The 15599-nt window shown below is 59.6% G+C and carries 18 protein-coding genes; 7 read left to right on the plus strand and 11 right to left on the minus strand.

Annotation, left to right across the window (positions count from 1 at the left end):
- Positions 1-15: 15 nt before the first annotated feature.
- On the minus strand, positions 16-390 hold the full coding sequence (gene marA / locus KHQ23_RS01870) for an MDR efflux pump AcrAB transcriptional activator MarA (RefSeq protein WP_002904397.1): 375 nt from the start codon (positions 388-390) through the stop codon (positions 16-18).
- Positions 391-410: 20 nt separating this feature from the next.
- Complete coding sequence (gene marR / locus KHQ23_RS01875) at positions 411-845, minus strand: multiple antibiotic resistance transcriptional regulator MarR (protein WP_004143563.1); 435 nt, start codon at positions 843-845, stop codon at positions 411-413.
- A gap of 89 nt (positions 846-934) precedes the next feature.
- Between marR and KHQ23_RS01880 the strand changes: the two genes are divergently transcribed.
- Both KHQ23_RS01880 and KHQ23_RS01885 read left to right on the plus strand, forming a co-directional pair.
- Positions 935-1063 (plus strand): hypothetical protein, encoded by a 129-nt coding sequence (locus KHQ23_RS01880; protein ID WP_004217987.1) that lies wholly within the window; start codon positions 935-937, stop codon positions 1061-1063.
- 43 nt (positions 1064-1106) lie between these two features.
- Positions 1107-1775 carry a MarC family NAAT transporter gene (locus tag KHQ23_RS01885; RefSeq protein ID WP_002904403.1) on the plus strand — a complete coding sequence of 223 codons (669 nt, stop codon included), beginning with the start codon at positions 1107-1109 and terminating at the stop codon, positions 1773-1775.
- Between the two features lie 68 nt (positions 1776-1843).
- On the opposite strand, the gene KHQ23_RS01890 is transcribed toward KHQ23_RS01885, so the two are convergent.
- Positions 1844-3043 carry a sugar transporter gene (locus KHQ23_RS01890; protein ID WP_002904407.1) on the minus strand — a complete coding sequence of 400 codons (1200 nt, stop codon included), beginning with the start codon at positions 3041-3043 and terminating at the stop codon, positions 1844-1846.
- A gap of 201 nt (positions 3044-3244) precedes the next feature.
- Here KHQ23_RS01890 and KHQ23_RS01895 point away from each other — a divergent pair, with 201 nt between their 5' ends.
- The gene (locus KHQ23_RS01895; RefSeq protein WP_004183975.1) at positions 3245-4036 is read left to right on the plus strand and encodes a PhzF family phenazine biosynthesis protein; all 792 of its coding nucleotides are present in this window, start codon (positions 3245-3247) and stop codon (positions 4034-4036) included.
- Between the two features lie 63 nt (positions 4037-4099).
- On the opposite strand, the gene KHQ23_RS01900 is transcribed toward KHQ23_RS01895, so the two are convergent.
- The 6 genes from KHQ23_RS01900 to KHQ23_RS01925 form a co-directional block, all read right to left on the minus strand.
- Positions 4100-4777: an SDR family NAD(P)-dependent oxidoreductase gene (locus tag KHQ23_RS01900; protein WP_004183978.1), complete on the minus strand. Its 678-nt coding sequence runs from the start codon at positions 4775-4777 to the stop codon at positions 4100-4102.
- Positions 4774-5247, minus strand: coding sequence for a YhcH/YjgK/YiaL family protein (locus tag KHQ23_RS01905; RefSeq protein ID WP_002904414.1), 474 nt, complete (start codon positions 5245-5247; stop codon positions 4774-4776). The genes KHQ23_RS01900 and KHQ23_RS01905 overlap by 4 nt, the downstream gene beginning before the upstream one ends.
- Positions 5244-6410 carry an exo-alpha-sialidase gene (locus KHQ23_RS01910; RefSeq protein ID WP_211776825.1) on the minus strand — a complete coding sequence of 389 codons (1167 nt, stop codon included), beginning with the start codon at positions 6408-6410 and terminating at the stop codon, positions 5244-5246. The genes KHQ23_RS01905 and KHQ23_RS01910 overlap by 4 nt, the downstream gene beginning before the upstream one ends.
- Positions 6411-6413: 3 nt before the next feature.
- Positions 6414-7823: a sodium:solute symporter family protein gene (locus KHQ23_RS01915; RefSeq protein WP_047694689.1), complete on the minus strand. Its 1410-nt coding sequence runs from the start codon at positions 7821-7823 to the stop codon at positions 6414-6416.
- Between the two features lie 76 nt (positions 7824-7899).
- Positions 7900-8784 (minus strand): dihydrodipicolinate synthase family protein, encoded by an 885-nt coding sequence (locus KHQ23_RS01920; protein WP_032434501.1) that lies wholly within the window; start codon positions 8782-8784, stop codon positions 7900-7902.
- A 14-nt stretch (positions 8785-8798) separates the two neighbouring features.
- On the minus strand, positions 8799-9947 hold the full coding sequence (locus tag KHQ23_RS01925) for an iron-containing alcohol dehydrogenase (RefSeq protein ID WP_004183982.1): 1149 nt from the start codon (positions 9945-9947) through the stop codon (positions 8799-8801).
- Positions 9948-10121: 174 nt separating this feature from the next.
- On the opposite strand from KHQ23_RS01925, the gene KHQ23_RS01930 reads away from it, so the two are divergent.
- Genes KHQ23_RS01930 through KHQ23_RS01940 form a run of 3 tightly spaced genes read left to right on the plus strand, consistent with a single transcriptional unit; the run spans position 10122 to position 13099 of the window.
- Entirely contained in the window at positions 10122-11357 is a 1236-nt protein-coding gene (locus tag KHQ23_RS01930) for a four-carbon acid sugar kinase family protein (protein ID WP_032434503.1), read from the plus strand.
- On the plus strand, positions 11350-12336 hold the full coding sequence (locus tag KHQ23_RS01935; protein ID WP_004151623.1) for a D-threonate 4-phosphate dehydrogenase: 987 nt from the start codon (positions 11350-11352) through the stop codon (positions 12334-12336). The genes KHQ23_RS01930 and KHQ23_RS01935 overlap by 8 nt, the downstream gene beginning before the upstream one ends.
- A gap of 1 nt (position 12337) precedes the next feature.
- A complete protein-coding gene (locus tag KHQ23_RS01940; RefSeq protein WP_002904489.1) occupies positions 12338-13099 on the plus strand; it encodes a DeoR/GlpR family DNA-binding transcription regulator in 762 nt (253 codons plus the stop codon).
- A 14-nt stretch (positions 13100-13113) separates the two neighbouring features.
- Here KHQ23_RS01940 and KHQ23_RS01945 read toward each other — a convergent pair whose 3' ends face one another.
- A complete protein-coding gene (locus KHQ23_RS01945) occupies positions 13114-14058 on the minus strand; it encodes an L-lactate dehydrogenase (RefSeq protein WP_002904491.1) in 945 nt (314 codons plus the stop codon).
- 144 nt (positions 14059-14202) lie between these two features.
- Between KHQ23_RS01945 and KHQ23_RS01950 the strand changes: the two genes are divergently transcribed.
- Positions 14203-14685 carry a GNAT family N-acetyltransferase gene (locus KHQ23_RS01950; protein ID WP_002904493.1) on the plus strand — a complete coding sequence of 161 codons (483 nt, stop codon included), beginning with the start codon at positions 14203-14205 and terminating at the stop codon, positions 14683-14685.
- Here KHQ23_RS01950 and KHQ23_RS01955 read toward each other — a convergent pair.
- Positions 14639-15517 (minus strand): LysR family transcriptional regulator, encoded by an 879-nt coding sequence (locus KHQ23_RS01955; RefSeq protein ID WP_004143535.1) that lies wholly within the window; start codon positions 15515-15517, stop codon positions 14639-14641. The genes KHQ23_RS01950 and KHQ23_RS01955 overlap by 47 nt on opposite strands.
- Between the last annotated feature and the right edge of the window lie 82 nt (positions 15518-15599).

Here is a 15599-nt window from a genome sequence, read left to right on the forward strand (position 1 = left end):
TGCAGGCGATTAACATCAGTTATTTAGCGGATGTAGATAGCGGGATTCGCCAGGTACATTCGTTATGCGATACTTGTGGGGCGGAACATCGAAATAGTTCTTGAACGTTCGCGTCAGGGTCTGCTGCGACTCGAAACCATAGCGTTCCGCCAGGTACAGGATTGGCTCATTGCTCTGCTTGAGCTTCTGCGCAATCTCCGTCAGCTTGCGGCTGCGGATGTACTGGCCGAGGGAATGGCCGGTCTCTTTCTTAAACATACGTTGCAGGTGCCACTTAGAGTAACCGGAGCGCTCAGACACTTTTTCCAGCGACAGGGGCGATTCCAGGTTATCCTCGATCCACGACAAAATACTATGGATAGTGATGGCGTCATTATTACGTCTGGACATCATCTTACCTCTTCTTATTTTTACGGCAGGACCTTCTTGAGCAGTTGCTCAAGCATGGCGACTTCGTCCGCCGACAGATTTTTCGTTAACTCCTGGTGTAACTTCTGACCCACAACCTGATGACACTGCTCGCAAAGGGCTGCGCCGTCCGGCGTCAACTGCACCAGCACGCCGCGCTTGTCAGCGGGGTTGGGTAACCGTTCAATCCAGCCTTTGCACGCCAGGCGGTCGAGCATGCGCGTCATCGCGCCCGGGTCGACGGAAAGCACGGTTTTCAGCTCAACGGGGGTAATACATACTTCGCAACGAATGGAGCAGAGCACGCGAAACTGGGTCGCGGTAATATCCATAGGTGAGAGGTAGTCATTGAGCAGGCGATCTTTTTTCTGGTTAACCATCTGGATCAAGCGACCCAGCGGGATCATTTCATTAAACAGGTCGCTGGTACTTTTCATAATGGTTGCCCAGGCAAGTAATTAGTTGCAGGTGATACTATTGCCCAGGCAATCATAAGTCAACATTATGAATTGGCCGATGCCACGATTTGCTAAAATGGAAAAGTACGATGTGGGTCACTCTTTATGATTTTTCTAACGCTTGTTATTTTTTTGCAGAAGTGATTTATCAGCAGGCTGGCGTCAAATTTGTTGAAGCCGATATACTCACGGAATGAAACCATTCTTAAAAAATGAATATTAACGGGACTTTAATTAACTATGTTCGATTTGTTTAAAGCAATAGGGCTCGGCCTGGCGGTGCTTTTACCGCTGGCGAATCCACTCACAACCGTGGCGCTGTTCCTTGGCCTGGCCGGTAATATGAACAACGCCGAGCGTAATAAACAGGCGTTAATGGCATCGGTGTATGTCTTCGCCATCCTGATGGTGTCGTGGTATGCCGGTCAGGTGGTGATGAATACATTCGGCATATCAATACCTGGGCTGCGTATCGCCGGCGGATTGATTGTGGCCTTTATCGGTTTCCGCATGCTGTTTCCCCAGCAAAAAGCCCACGATTCGATGGAAGCGAAGATCAAATCGGAAGAACTGCAGGATGAACCGACCGCCAATATCGCCTTTGTGCCGCTGGCGATGCCAAGCACCGCCGGTCCGGGCACCATCGCGATGATTATTAGCTCCGCCTCGACCGTTAAGCACGGCGTGGACTTCCCGGAGTGGGTGGTGCTGGCGGCGCCGCCGATCATCTTTTTGCTGTTAGGGGTGATTCTGTGGGCTTGTCTGCGCAGTTCCGGCGCGATTATGCGTCTGGTTGGCAAAGGCGGCATCGAGGCCATCTCGCGACTGATGGGCTTTCTGCTGGTCTGCATGGGCGTGCAGTTTATTATTAACGGCGTGCTGGAGATCATTTCGACCTGGCATCCCTGACCGCCCGCGATGCGCAGAGAAAAAAAGCCCGCCGGCGCGATACCGGCGGGCTTTTTTGTGCGACGGAATCAGGAGTGGTGCGGCTGATGGTCTTCCAGCGATACCGGCCAGCGACGGAATATCATCAGCGACCAGACCAGCGCGACCAGCGCCGGAATGGCGCCGACGTAGCCGACGGAGGCCATGGAAAGATGCAGACTCACCTGGCTGCCGACCAGCGCCCCGGCGCCTATGCCGATATTAAAGATGCCCGAGAACAGAGACATGGCGACGTCGGTGGCATCCGGAGCGGAGGCCAGCACTTTCACCTGCATGCCGAGACCGATAATCATGATCGCCACCCCCCAGAAGATGCTGAGCAGCATCAGGTGCTGCGGGTTATGCGAGGCCGGCAGCAGCAGCAGCAGGCAGGCGAGCAGCAGGGCAATCGCCAGGCTTATCAGCCCCGACGCGTGCTGGTTACCGAGTTTACCGAACAGAATGCTGCCGATAATACCGGCCCCGCCAAGGATCAGCAGCAGTACGGTGGCAAAGTTGCCGCTCAGGCCCGCTACCGTCTGGACAAAGGGCTCGATATAGCTGTAGGCGGTATAATGAGCGGTCACCACCACCACGGTCAGAATGTACACGCTGACCAGCGCCGGGCGGCGGAACAGCACCGGCAGGCTTTTCAGCGAGCCAGAATGTTCGCTCGGCAGGGTCGGCAGCAGTTTTACGAGGCAGGCCAGGGTGGCTAACGCGCCGAGGCCGATCGCCAGGAAGGTCATCCGCCAGCCAAAGTACTGGCCGATAATGCGCCCGATCGGAATACCAAACACCATCGCCAGCGCGGTACCGGTGGCGATCAGGCTCAGCGCCTGCGCCCGTTTGCCCGGCGGGGCCATGCGGATGGCCAGTGCCGACGTTATCGACCAGAACACTGCATGCGCAAAGGCGATACCAATGCGGCTGATCACCAGCACGTCAAAATTCCAGGCAAAAAACGACAGGACGTGGCTGGCGATAAACAGAATAAACAGGCCGATAAGCAGGCGCCGGCGCTCCACTTTGCTGGTCAGCAGCATAAACGGCAGCGACATTAACGCCACCACCCATGCGTAGATGGTCAGCATCATGCCCACCTGGGCGGTTTCCATGCCGAAGCTGTCGGCAATATCCGACAACAGACCGACCGGGGCAAACTCTGTGGTGTTAAAAATAAACGCGGCGATGGCCAACGTCACGACACGTAGCCACGCTACCTTGCGTGAGACCGTATTCGTAGTCATAAGCTCTGGACTGGTGATTCAGGGAAAGATGTGACGCTGATCTTAAAACGATTGTTGGCGAAAAGACAATCATTTTGTGATCTGCGTCTCATTTCATCGCAAGGGGCTGGCCGCGGTTAAGCGATTAATTTTGCTATGGATAGTGTCAAGGGGGCGCTTTTATGTCATGTTGAAGGAAAGTAAAAAAAGTAAGGACAGGGTATGCAGGAAATTCAATTTTATCTGGTCGATGCTTTCAGCGATAAAAACTTTGGCGGCAATGCCGCGGCCGTCTGCCCGCTCAGCGAGTGGTTAGCCGACGATGTGCTCCTGAAAATGGCCCAGCAGCATAATCAATCCGAAACGGCTTTCTTTGTCCGTACCGACGAGGGCTATGAGCTGCGCTGGTTTACCACACTCGCTGAGATCAATCTCTGCGGCCACGCGACCCTCGCCGCTGCGCACGTTATTTTCGAATATCTCGACCATCCTTCGGCGACGATTCTCTTTAGCACCCGTTTTGTTGGTGAGCTGCGGGTCACCCGTAATGGCGACTGGCTGACGCTCGATTTCCCGGCGTGGTCGACCTCCCCGGTGGAAAACCCGCCGGCGGATCTGCTGACCGGGCTAGGACTCGAGGCCGCCGTTGAAGTTCGGGAAGGACGCGATTATCTGGTGGTGCTGGCGGATCGCCAGCAGGTTGAAGCGGTGCGACCGGATATGGCGCGGCTGCGAACGCTTGGCAAAATGATCTGCGTCAGCGCGCCGGATGAAGAGTATGACTTTGTCAGCCGCTTCTTCTGCCCGGGAGAAGGGGTGCCGGAAGATCCGGTCACCGGCTCCGCCCATAGCATGCTGATCCCCTGGTGGGGCGAAAAGCTGGGGAAAACCACCATGATGGCGCGCCAGGTCTCCGCTCGCGGCGGCGACCTGCGCTGCCAGTGGCAGGGCGACCGTGTGCTGATTAGCGGCCAGGCCACCACCTATATGCGCGGAACGGTTTACCTGCGTTAATCATGGCCCCCGCGTCGCCCCGGAGAGCGGCAATCTACTTCCGCTCCCCGGGGCGACATAGCATTAGCCCAGCGATGCGCCGCCACACATCACCAGCTCCTGTCCGGTCATCGCCGATGCGCCCTCGCTCAGCAACCAGCTCACCAGAGAGACCACTTCCTGCGGAGTAATCAGTCGCCCAAGCGGCGGAAGCCGCGGCGGGGAACTTTCTCTGCCTGGCTGATGAAGCATCGGCGTATCGGTTGCGCCGGGGGCCACGACGTTGACCGTCACCCCGGCAGGCGCCAGCTCTGCCGCCCAGCTCCTGGCGAGAGCGACCAGCGCGGCTTTGGTGGCCGCATACTGCGAGCGACCAGCGGCGCCTCGTGACGTACGGCTTCCCAGCAGAACGATCCTCCCGCCTGGCCCCATGGTCGGGGCGAAGTGATTGACCAATGTCTGAGCAGCATCGACGTGTAAACGCCACAACGACTCGCTGCGCTGAGGGTCCAGATTACCCAGGGTGGCGGCCGCCATTGAACCCGCGGCGTGAATGATGGCCTGAGGGGGCTCAATCTGCTCCAGCGCCGCCAGCAGCGCGCTGCGTTGGCTGACGTCGACCATCAGATGGCGAAAGTTCGGCTGTGAGAAGGGCGGCAGCGAACGGCTCATGCCGATCACCTGCCAGCCGTCCGCCAGCAACTGCCTCACCACTGCGGCGCCGATCCCGGAGCTGGCCCCGGTTACCATTGCCCGCTTCATCGCGCCTCCAGCATCTCAGCGGGGATTTTGAATACTGCCTTTCTGACCGGCGCTGGCGTCGAAACCGCACACAGCGCCTGGTGCGGTTCGCCGGGGTAAAAGACCGCGAAGTCGCCGGGACGCAGCAGAATAGAGACACTCTCCGGGGCCGGCTGACATATATAGAGGTCGGGCTTAAGCTCATGATCTTCCGGGCGCATCGCGGGAGCCATGCCCGCCTGGATGCGCTCCTCGCCGGCCAGGATGACCTGAATATCCGCCCACTGGCGATGATATTCCGTATGCCGCTCGGCCGCAGGCTGGGTTTGCACCACGCTGAGGGTGCAGAACCACGGCGCATCGTCGGGCTGGAAGCGGCCATTCTCTCTGGCACTGAGGGCGGCCAGCGAACAGGCCTCGCTGCTCAATAGCTGCTTTAACGCCGGCGGCAGACCAGCCTGCTGCAGCGCCTGCAGATTACCGATAATCATGCGCTTTCTCCTTTTACCCACTGTGGCGAGACACGAACATACTTGATCGCCTGGCGATACCAGGTGTAGGCGATATGCAAATTACCGTCTGCTCCCTGTTTGATGCTGGGGTAGGAGAACTCCCGGTTCAGCTTCTGCTCCGAATTATTGGTCATGCAGTAGCCGTCACCCTCATCGAGATTGCGCAGCCACGGCCAGCTTTCACCACCATCGGCTGAAATAGCGACGGTCATCGGCGCGCGTGGTGCGCCCCAGAAGGCGCTTTTCCCGGTCGCTTCCGGCTCCCTACGGCCATCGTCGTCAGCAATTTCATCATACAGCGAGGCGCGGCGTTCCGTGGCGCCGGCGGCGCTCATATTATTGAACACCAGCGCCAGTTCACCATTGTCCAGGGGGGGCGCCTGAATGGACGAGTTGTTGTTCGGAAGCGTCGTCGGTACCGGCGCAGACCAGCTCTCTCCCTGGTCGCTGGACTGGCTGAACCAGATATGATCCGCCCAGCGGCTGCGGAAGAAGGCTGCCAGTCTGCCGTCCGGAAGCGGAGTGATACTCATATGGACACAACCCAGGCTCTCCGGGACCGCTACGTCACGCCAGCTTTTTCCGCAGTCTGAAGAGATCTTCACCGCGCTGACGTCATTGTTACCCACCCATATCTCGCCGGGTTCGGTACGGCAGTAAAAGACCGGCAGCAGCCAGTTGCCGTCAGACATAACGCTTATTGGCTGGCGAATAAAGGTACCCGGCTGATCCAGCAGCGTATCGATGGCCCCCCAGCTTCGTCCGCCATCGTGGGAGAGGCGGTAGCGCACAATGGCGGTATCCTGGTTTCCGGCAAATTGCGCTGTCCACAACAGCCACAGCACGTTATCGGGCGCCTGAAACAGCACCGGGTTTTGTTCTGAGCGGTCTGGGTCATCAGATAGCTTGACCGCCTCACTCCAGCGGTCACTGCCGGGGGCTAACCGCGATCCCCAGATAGAAATATCGGCTTTTCCCTCCTGGGAGCCGCCAAACCAGACGCACATCAGGCTGCCGTCATCCAGCGGCAGCAGATTGGCGGCATGGTTCTGCGGGCAGGCGCAGGGAAGCATTGCCCATGCGATGTGTTCATCTTGCTGGTGTTGGCGAATGACGCCGTCAAAAGGCGGAATTACGGTCATGTTTTATACTCCACGTTGCTCAACTGGGGCGGGGGATGGTTGTGATTTATTTGGGATCAGGCGGTCAATCACCATGATGATGGCCGGGGTCGCCAGGGCGACATACATGTTATTGATGCCGAACGGGTCGCCGAGTAAATACCAGACGGACGTCACCACACAGGCGCCGATCAGGCCGGCATTCGCGCCCCGAGTGCTTCTGAAGAAGGGGGCATAGAAGGCGATGACCGCCACCACGGTAATGGAGAGGCGAATGGCGCGGGTAAAGAAGGAGAGTTTCAGCACCTCCGGTACCAGCAGCACAAAGATCAGCGGCAGGAAGCCGATAATTAGCGACGCCCAGCGTGTGGCTCTGAATTCCTGGTCCGGCGTTGGGTTGCGCCATGGTACGTAAAAATCCTTCATCACCAGCGAGGCAATGGCCAGGGCTACGGTACTTACGCTGACGAAAATCGATGCCACAAGTGACGTTGTCACCAGACCTGCCAGCCACGGGTTCATGTCCTGCAGAAAGACCGGGAGGGCATACAGGCTGTTGATCTCGGGATGCAGGTATTTCGCCGCGACGCCGATAATGGCGATGGCAAAGGCGATAGGCAGGCAGAAAAAGAAGGCGATCCAGGTGGAGCGTTTCGCTGACCGAACGTCTTTGGTTGAGCTAATGGCCTGAATGACAAACTGGGTGCAAAAAATGGAGCCGATAGTGCCGATGAGCCAGGCGAAGATCGTGCCAGCACCAATGTTGCCATCCCATGTCCAGTAATAATCCGGCATCTTCTCCATCATCGGCGAGAAGCCGCCGGTTTTGGACAGGGCAAAACCCAGAATGATCAGCAGACCGGCGTATTTCAACGCGCTGTGTAACATGGTGACCCAGGCGACGCCCTTCATGCCGCCGAACGCGAAATAAAAGGTACTCACAATGGCGGTAATAAAGGCGGCTACCGGTAAATTCACTTTTAATACGGTGGAGATGGCTGCGGCACCGCTGACGTAATTGCCCACGTTAACCAGCAGCAGCGCATAAATCATAATCAGGGAGATAATATTTTTGGTACTGTTGCCATATTTTTCAGCGATGGCGCCGGAAATGGTGATTTTTCCGGTGTTATAGATGCGTTTCACCAGGATTAAACCGAACAGCGGAAAGCCGATGGCTGCCCCCAGCACGGACCACGAGGCGGCAATTCCGCTCTCAAAGGCGGCCTGGGCAGTACCGATGGTCGATTTGGCGCCAATATATTCTGACATCAGTAATATACCGACAATAAAGGCCGGCATGGCGCGCGAGCCTTCCATAAAATCCCCGGAATTTTTACTACGAATACGGAATGTCAGCCAGGTGGTAAACAGAATATAGGCAATAACAATGCCGACAATAATAAAGGTATCTTCAGCGGTAAAATGATTCATCTTAGCCTCTCTCTGGGCGTACGAATCCTGGGCACGGCGGTACCCGGTCTGTTTTATTAAAAAAGCGCAGCAAGTATTACGCTAAATAACGAGCGATGATGTCGCGTATCTGCTGCAGCTGTTGGTCACTAAACTGCACCGCGTAGCGGCTGTCGCCCACCTCGTGACCCATTAGCTGCAGGGCTTTCTTCACCGCCGCAGGCGAGAACGCCACTTTATACAGATCGGTGCGCAGGCCCGTTACCTGCTCCTGGGCCTGGCGCGATCCGGCGATATCCCCGGCGTGAAAGCGCGACCAGATGGCGTTAATTTCAGCGGGGGCGACGTTGGCAAGCCCCGAGATGCAGGCCGAGCAGCCGTCGACAAATCCCTGATGGATAAGCGAGTCCGGCCCGTTCAGAACGTCGAAACCGTCGATATCGCGCACCGCGTCGAGAAAGCCTTTCAGGCTGTCGTAGCTGCCGGCGCTATCCTTAATGCCGACTATATTCTCGTGGCGGGCCAGCTGGCGCGCGGTCTCCGGGGCAATAGTGTTGCCGGTGCGGGCGGGAATGTTGTAAAGAAAGAGCGGGACGCTCAGCGCGTCGGCGATCGCCGTATAGTGGTTAATCAGCTCTTCCTGCTTCAAGGGCACGAACCACGGGGTAATGGCCGATACCGCGTCAACTCCGAGGCGGGCGATCTGCTGGCCCAGCCGGCGCGTCTCCCGGGTGGAAACCTCCCCAATATGGGCCACCACCGGCGCGCGACCGGCCGCCTCTTCCACGCAGGTTCTGGCGATGGCGATCTTCTCTTCCTCATTGAGGACAAAAAACTCGCCGTTGGTGCCGCCGCAGAAAATACCGTTGCCTGCGGCGAGCTGGCGCTGCACCTGCTGGCGTAGCGCCGGCAGGTTAAGCGCTCCCTCGGCGGTAAAGGGAGTGACAATGGCGGTGAGTACGCCGCTAATAGCTTTCCTCATTTAACTTTCTCCTGTTAGGCATGTTCTGGATACAGCGTTTGGTAGATGGCCGCGATCTCTTCGCGGCTGACGCTGCATGGGGCATTGTTCATCAGGCGTTTGACGTTTTGCGCCGCTGCGCTGAGGGCGGAAATACTCTCCTGAGGCACGCCTAGCGCGGCCAGGTTGTCCGGCAGCGGCAGTCGTTTGACCAGCGCCGCCAGCCATGCGACCAGCGCATGGGATTTCTCTTCCGCGCTGAGCGTGCGATCTGCATCGGGGATCAGGTCCCAGACTTGAGCGAACTTCGCCACCGCGTGAGGGCGGACCACCCGCATGCAGGGCGCCAGCAGAATGGCGTTGGCCACCCCGTGCGGCAGGTGCCAGGTACCGCCAAGCGGATAGGAGAGCGCATGCACCAGGTGAGTGCCGGCATAGTTGATCGCTGCGCCGCCGTACCACGAGGCCCAGAGCATCTCCAGCTTCGCCGTCAGATCCTGCGGCTGATTTACCGAACGCTCGATATGGCGTACCAGCTTGTGTAAACCGATTAACGCCGCGTTATCGCTCACCGGGTTGGCGACGGTGGAGGTAAAGCACTCCAGCAGATGACACAGAGCATCGATTCCGGTCGACGCCGCGATGCTGGGCGGCATGCTGGTGGTCAGCTCCGGCAGCAGGGCGACATAGTCCGGAAGCAGCACCGGGGAGATGATCCCCACCTTCGTCTGCTGCTCGGGGATCGCCAGAATGGCGTTCGGCGTCGCTTCGGATCCGGTGCCCGCGGTGGCCGGGATTAACAATGAGCAAATTCGTCGTTGCGGCTGCTCGCCTGCCAGCAGGGCCGTCAGCGAGGGCGCCTCAGGGTGCAGAAGTACTGACAGCAGTTTTGCTACATCCAGTACGCTCCCCCCGCCGATACCAACGACCATCTGCGGCTGGCTGGCGCCCAGCTGGCTGACGATCTGCGTAACATCGTGATGGTTGGGCTCCGCTGGCACGCTGTCAATGACCTCAACTTCACGCCCTTCAGCCGCCAGCAGGCGATGAATCGCCTGGGTTGCCTCCAGCGCCCCGACGTTCTTGTCGGTCACCAGCAGGATTGAGGTTTTACCGGCCAGCAGCGGGAGCAGGGCCGATGAGGCGCCAGCCCCGCTGATGATTGTGCTGTGTATCGTCGCCACGCGTTTCTCCTTGGTAGTAATTGATTGAATTCAATCATTCATAAATCTTGCTACTCGTCTGATGGGGGAAATTTATAATTTATACGGCAGCTTAATAACTTGAGCTTGCTCACATTTAATCAAATATGATTGAATATAATCAATTTAAGATTTTATCGACTACAAGGCAGGACAATGAACGACGGCAATAACAGAGTGCTGGTGCTGGCGGATGACTTTACCGGGGCCAATGACGCCGGGGTCAGCCTGGCGGAGGCGGGTATGTCGGTGGAAGTGGCCTTCACCGCCGGACAGCCATCAACCGCCCGGGCATTAATTCTCAACAGCGACAGCAGGGCGATGACCGCCGCCGCGGCGGCGGACAAGGTCGCCGCTCTGCTGCGCGGCGCGGCGACATTCGTCCCGCACTGGCAGGTAAAGAAGATCGACTCCACGCTGCGCGGTAATCCCGGCGGCGAACTGGAGGCAATGATGGCGGCGCAAGGCTGCCGGATGGCGGTGGTGGCCCCGGCTTATCCGGCAGCCGGGCGGCATACCCGGGACGGGCGCTGCTATGTGCATGGCGTGCCCCTCGATCAGACCGAATTTGCCAGCGATCCGAAAACGCCGGTGAGCCGGGCGGAGATTAGCGAAATTATCGCTATGCAGAGCCGTCTTCCCTGTCTGACCCTGAACGCTGGCCAGCTTCCGGCGGCATTAGCGACGGCGGGCGAGGAAAAGCGAGTGTTGATTGTAGACGCCTGGGAAGACAGCCATCTGGACCAGGTGATCGACGCCGTTGCGCCCCATGCGCGGGAGACCCTGCTGGTCGGCTCGGCGGGTCTCTGCGAGGCGCTGGCTCGCCGCCTGCGCCGCAACGAGCAGGGCCCGCTGCTGGCGGTGGTCGGTTCGATGAGCGAGATGGCACAGCGTCAGGTTGCTGCGCTGCAGGTCCATTCCCGAGTACGGGTGATTGAAATTGATGTCGAACAGGCCTTTAGCGGATCGCCAAAGGAGGAAGCTTCACGGATCGCCGGGGCACTGCGCGAGGGCCAGCACTGCGTGGTGACCACCCGCCCGAATCACGCCGTCCGGCACGGGATTGAAGCCCGGTGCCGTGAACGCGGCCTCAGCCGCGCCGCCTACGGGGAGCACATCTGCGCCTGGCTTGCCGACGTCACGGCGCAGGCGGTGGCGCAGTCTTCCCCTGGCGCGCTGTATCTTTCCGGCGGCGATGTGGCTATCGCCGTCGCGCACGCGCTCGGCGCCACAGGGTTTCAGATCCGCGGCCGGGTGGCGGAGTGCGTTCCATACGGGCATTTTCTCGGCGGCCGCTGGTCGCGGCCGGTGATGACCAAAGCCGGAGGATTCGGCACCGACACCACGCTATTACATGTTGTGAATTTTATTGAGGAGAAACTGAGTGTCTAAGATGATTGCAGTGACAATGGGCGACCCGGCAGGGATTGGTCCGGAGATTATTATCAAATCCCTCGCCGAGGGGGCGCTGAGCGGCGCGCCGGTGGTGGTGGTGGGCTGCGCGCAGACGCTGCGGCGGATCCTGGCGCTAAATATCACACCGCGTGCGGAGCTGCGCATTATTGACCATCCCGCCGAGGCGAGTTTCTCCCCAGCGACCATCAACGTCATTGATGAACCACTCAGCGACCCGCAGGGGCTGCGCCCTGGCGAAGTCCAGGCCCAGGCAGGGGATCTCGCGTTTCGCTGCATCAGGCGGGCGACCGCGCTGGCGCTGGAGGGCGCGGTCGCGGCCATCGCTACCGCGCCGCTGAATAAAGAGGCGCTGCATCTCGCCGGGCACGCTTATCCCGGCCATACCGAACTGCTGGCCCACCTGACGCAGACTACCGATTACGCCATGGTGCTCTATACCGAGAAGCTTAAGGTTATCCATATCACTACCCATATTTCCTTGCGCCAGTTCCTCGATACTCTCAACCAGCCGCGGATTGAGACGGTGATAGGCGTGGCGGATCGCTTTCTGCGCCGCGTCGGCTATCCGCGTCCGCGCATCGCGGTCGCCGGCGTTAACCCGCACGCCGGGGAGAACGGCCTGTTTGGCGATGAAGAGATCCGTATCGTCGCCCCGGCGGTCGCCGCCATGCGGGCGAAGGGAGTGGAGGTGACCGGCCCCTGTCCGCCGGACACGGTGTTTATGCAGTGTCACGAAGGCATGTACGACATGGTGGTGGCGATGTATCACGACCAGGGGCATATTCCGCTGAAGCTGCTGGGATTCTATGACGGGGTGAATATTACCGCCGGGCTGCCGTTTATCCGTACCTCCGCGGATCATGGCACTGCGTTTGATATTGCCTGGACAGGTAAAGCGAAGTCTGAGAGCATGGCAACCTCCATTGAGCTCGCCATGCACATCGCGCAGGAATAACATGAAGGGATATAACCGGTTAGAGCAGATTATGGACTTCCTGAAAAGCCATAATCTGGTGACAGTCGACCAGCTGGTGGCGGCGACCAACGCCTCGCCGGCCACCATTCGCCGCGACCTGATCAAACTCGATCAGGAAGGGGTGATCAGCCGAACGCACGGCGGGGTGACGCTGAACCGGTTTATTCCTTCCCAGCCGACGACGCTGGAGAAAGCCCAGCGCAGTCCGCTTGAGAAGCAGGCTATCGCCAGTGCGGCGGCAGCGCTGGTGAAAGCCGGCGACGCCATTGTGCTTGACGCCGGCACCACCATGATTGAGCTGGCGCGGCAGATCACCCATCTGCCGCTGCGGGTGATCACCAGCGATTTACATATCGCGCTGTTCCTATCGGAATTTAAGCAGATCGAAGTGACGATTATCGGCGGGCGCATCGATGACAGCAGCCAGTCGTGCATCGGCGATCACGGCCGCCGCCTGCTGCAGACCATCTGGCCCGATCTCGCCTTCGTCAGCTGCAACGGCTGGGACCTTGAGAAGGGGATCACCGCCCCGACGGAGGAAAAGGCCGCCCTGAAGCGCGATCTGATGGCCAATGCCCGGCGGCGTATCCTGCTGGCGGACAGCTCCAAATACGGCGCCTGGTCACTGTTCAACATCGCTCCGCTGGCGTCGTTGACCGATATCGTCACCGACGCCCACCTGCCGGATAAAACCCGCGAGGCGCTGGAGACCCTTTCCCCGCAGCTGATCATTGCCGACTGACTCGCAGGCTGCCGTCAGGGCAGACGGGCGATATTGGCCTTGATCACCGCGATCGACTGGCTGAACTTCGCCTGCTCTTCGCCGGCCAGCTGCAGTTCAATGATCTGCTTCACGCCACCCTGGGCCAGCACCGCCGGCACCCCAGCCGCCGCGCCGCTGACCCCGTACTCGCCGTCAAGAATGCAGGAGACCGCCAGCGCGCGGTGGCTGCCGGTGAAGATATTGCGGCAGATCTCGGCGATGGTCCCTGCCACGCCATATTCGGTGCAGCCTTTACCCGCGTAGATCTCAAATCCCAGCTTGCGCACTTTGTCAGCCATCGCCTCGCGATCGAGCGGCAGGCCGGTGCGCTGCTGGTAGAGGTCGGCGATTGGCGTGCCATATACCGAGGAGTGCGACCACACCGGAAACTGGGTATCGCCATGCTCGCCGAGGATAAAGGCGTCGATGCTCTGGGCGCCAATCTCCAGTTCCTGCGCCAGCAGGCGACGCAGGCGGGTGGTATCCAGCCAGACGCCGGTGCCCAGCACCTGGCTGCGCGGCAGGCCGGAAAGCTGCCATACCTGCCAGGTGATGATGTCGCAGGGGTTGGTGGCCACCAGAAAGATGCCGTTAAATCCGTTGGCCATCATCGTCGGCACAATGCTCTTCACAATCTTCGCGGTGGAGGTCAGTTCATCCAGCCGGCTCTGGCCGGGGCGCAGCGCGCCGCCGGAGACGGTGATCACCGCGATATCGACATCGGCGCAGTCGCTGGCCTCGCGGGTGGAGATGGTCATCATCCCCGGCAGGTAGGCCGCGGCGTCGCTCAGGTCCTGAGCGTGGGCCTCAGCGCGCTGTTGGTTAAGGTCGACGAGGATCAGCTCCTCGCAAATGCTCTGGTTGAGCAGGGCGTAGGCCGCCGACGCGCCGACATTGCCGGCGCCAATAATCATCACTTTACGGGCTTTGGTGTGCATATTCAGATCTCAAGTACGAACGGCAGGGGATAAAATTACTGTGTTTCAGTGGGTTAGCGCAATAGGCGGGCGGCAATATAAGTTAATGCTATGTCGGGAAAAGCCGCCGGCCGCGCTACAGTGGGGTAAAAAAGGAGCTCACCTATGTACACCATCACCGACATCGCCCCTACCGACGCCGAATTTATCGCCCTGATTGCCGCCCTCGACGCCTGGCAGGAGACCCTCTACCCGGCGGAGAGCAACCACCTGCTGGACCTTAGCCAGCTGCCGCCGCAGACGGTCATCGCCCTGGCGATCCGCAGCCCGCAGGGCGAGGCCGTTGGCTGCGGGGCTATTGTCCTCAGTGAGGAAGGCTTTGGCGAGATGAAGCGGGTCTATATCGATCCCCAGCACCGCGGCCAGCAGCTGGGAGAAAAGCTGCTGGCGGCGCTGGAAGCGAAAGCGCGTCAGCGCGACTGCCATACCCTGCGCCTGGAAACCGGTATCCATCAGCATGCGGCCATCGCCCTCTACACGCGCAACGGCTACCAGACCCGCTGCGCGTTTGCGCCGTATCAACCCGATCCGCTCAGCGTGTTTATGGAGAAACCACTGTTTGCCGATCTTCGTTCAGCAGCGCTATAAACGCCTCCAGTTGGCGGGTTTTGGCGCCCCGGCGCCACACCAGCCAGGTGGTGAGCCAGCGCCATTCTTCGGCCAGCGGCCAGGCGGAAACCTGCTGATGGCCGGGCATACTCTCCAGCATGCTGCGCGGGATCAACGCCAGGCCGGCGCCGGCGATGACGCAGGCCAGCATCCCGTGGTAAGACTCCATCTCGTGGATCCTGCCCGGGGTCGCTCTGTCGGCATGAAACCAGCTCTCAAAATGCCGGCGATAGGAACAGTTGGCGCGAAAGGCGTAGACGTTGGCCCCGTTCACTTCGCTGGCGCGGGTGATGGGTGCGTGGCCGTAGGGGGCGACGATCATCATCTCTTCAGGGAACACCGGCAGCCCCTCCAGGCCCGGATGCACCAGCGGGCCGTCGACAAACGCGGCGCTCAGGGCGCCCTCCAGTACGCCGTCGATCATCGTCCCGGAAGGGCCGGTTGAGAGCGCCAGATGAATTTTCGGGTAGCGCTGATTAAAGTGGGCCAGAGTGCTGGGGATCCGTACCGCCGCGGTGCTCTCCAGCGAACCAAGTGAAAACAGCCCCTGGGGTTCGTCGCCCGCCACCACCATTCGCGCCTCGTCCACCAGGGCGAGGATCTGCTGGCTATAGCGCAAAAAGCTGTGTCCCGCAGGCGACAGGCGCAGGCGCTGGTTCTCGCGGATAAACAGCTCAACGCCGAGGTCGGCCTCCAGCTGGCGGATGCGGGTGGTGAGGTTGGACGGCACGCGATGCACTCTCTGCGCCGCCTGGGTAATGCTGCCGGTGCTGGCGACAGCGTTAAACATCTCTAGCTGAGTCAGGTCCATGATATTCTTCTTTTGTGAATGTGTTGCTTAATATTATTCATTTTCAATGAATGGAAAGGTAAGCCAGAATACGGACACTTCG

The sequence above is a fragment of the Klebsiella sp. 64 genome (assembly GCF_018223915.1).
Classification (GTDB): domain Bacteria; phylum Pseudomonadota; class Gammaproteobacteria; order Enterobacterales; family Enterobacteriaceae; genus Klebsiella; species Klebsiella pneumoniae.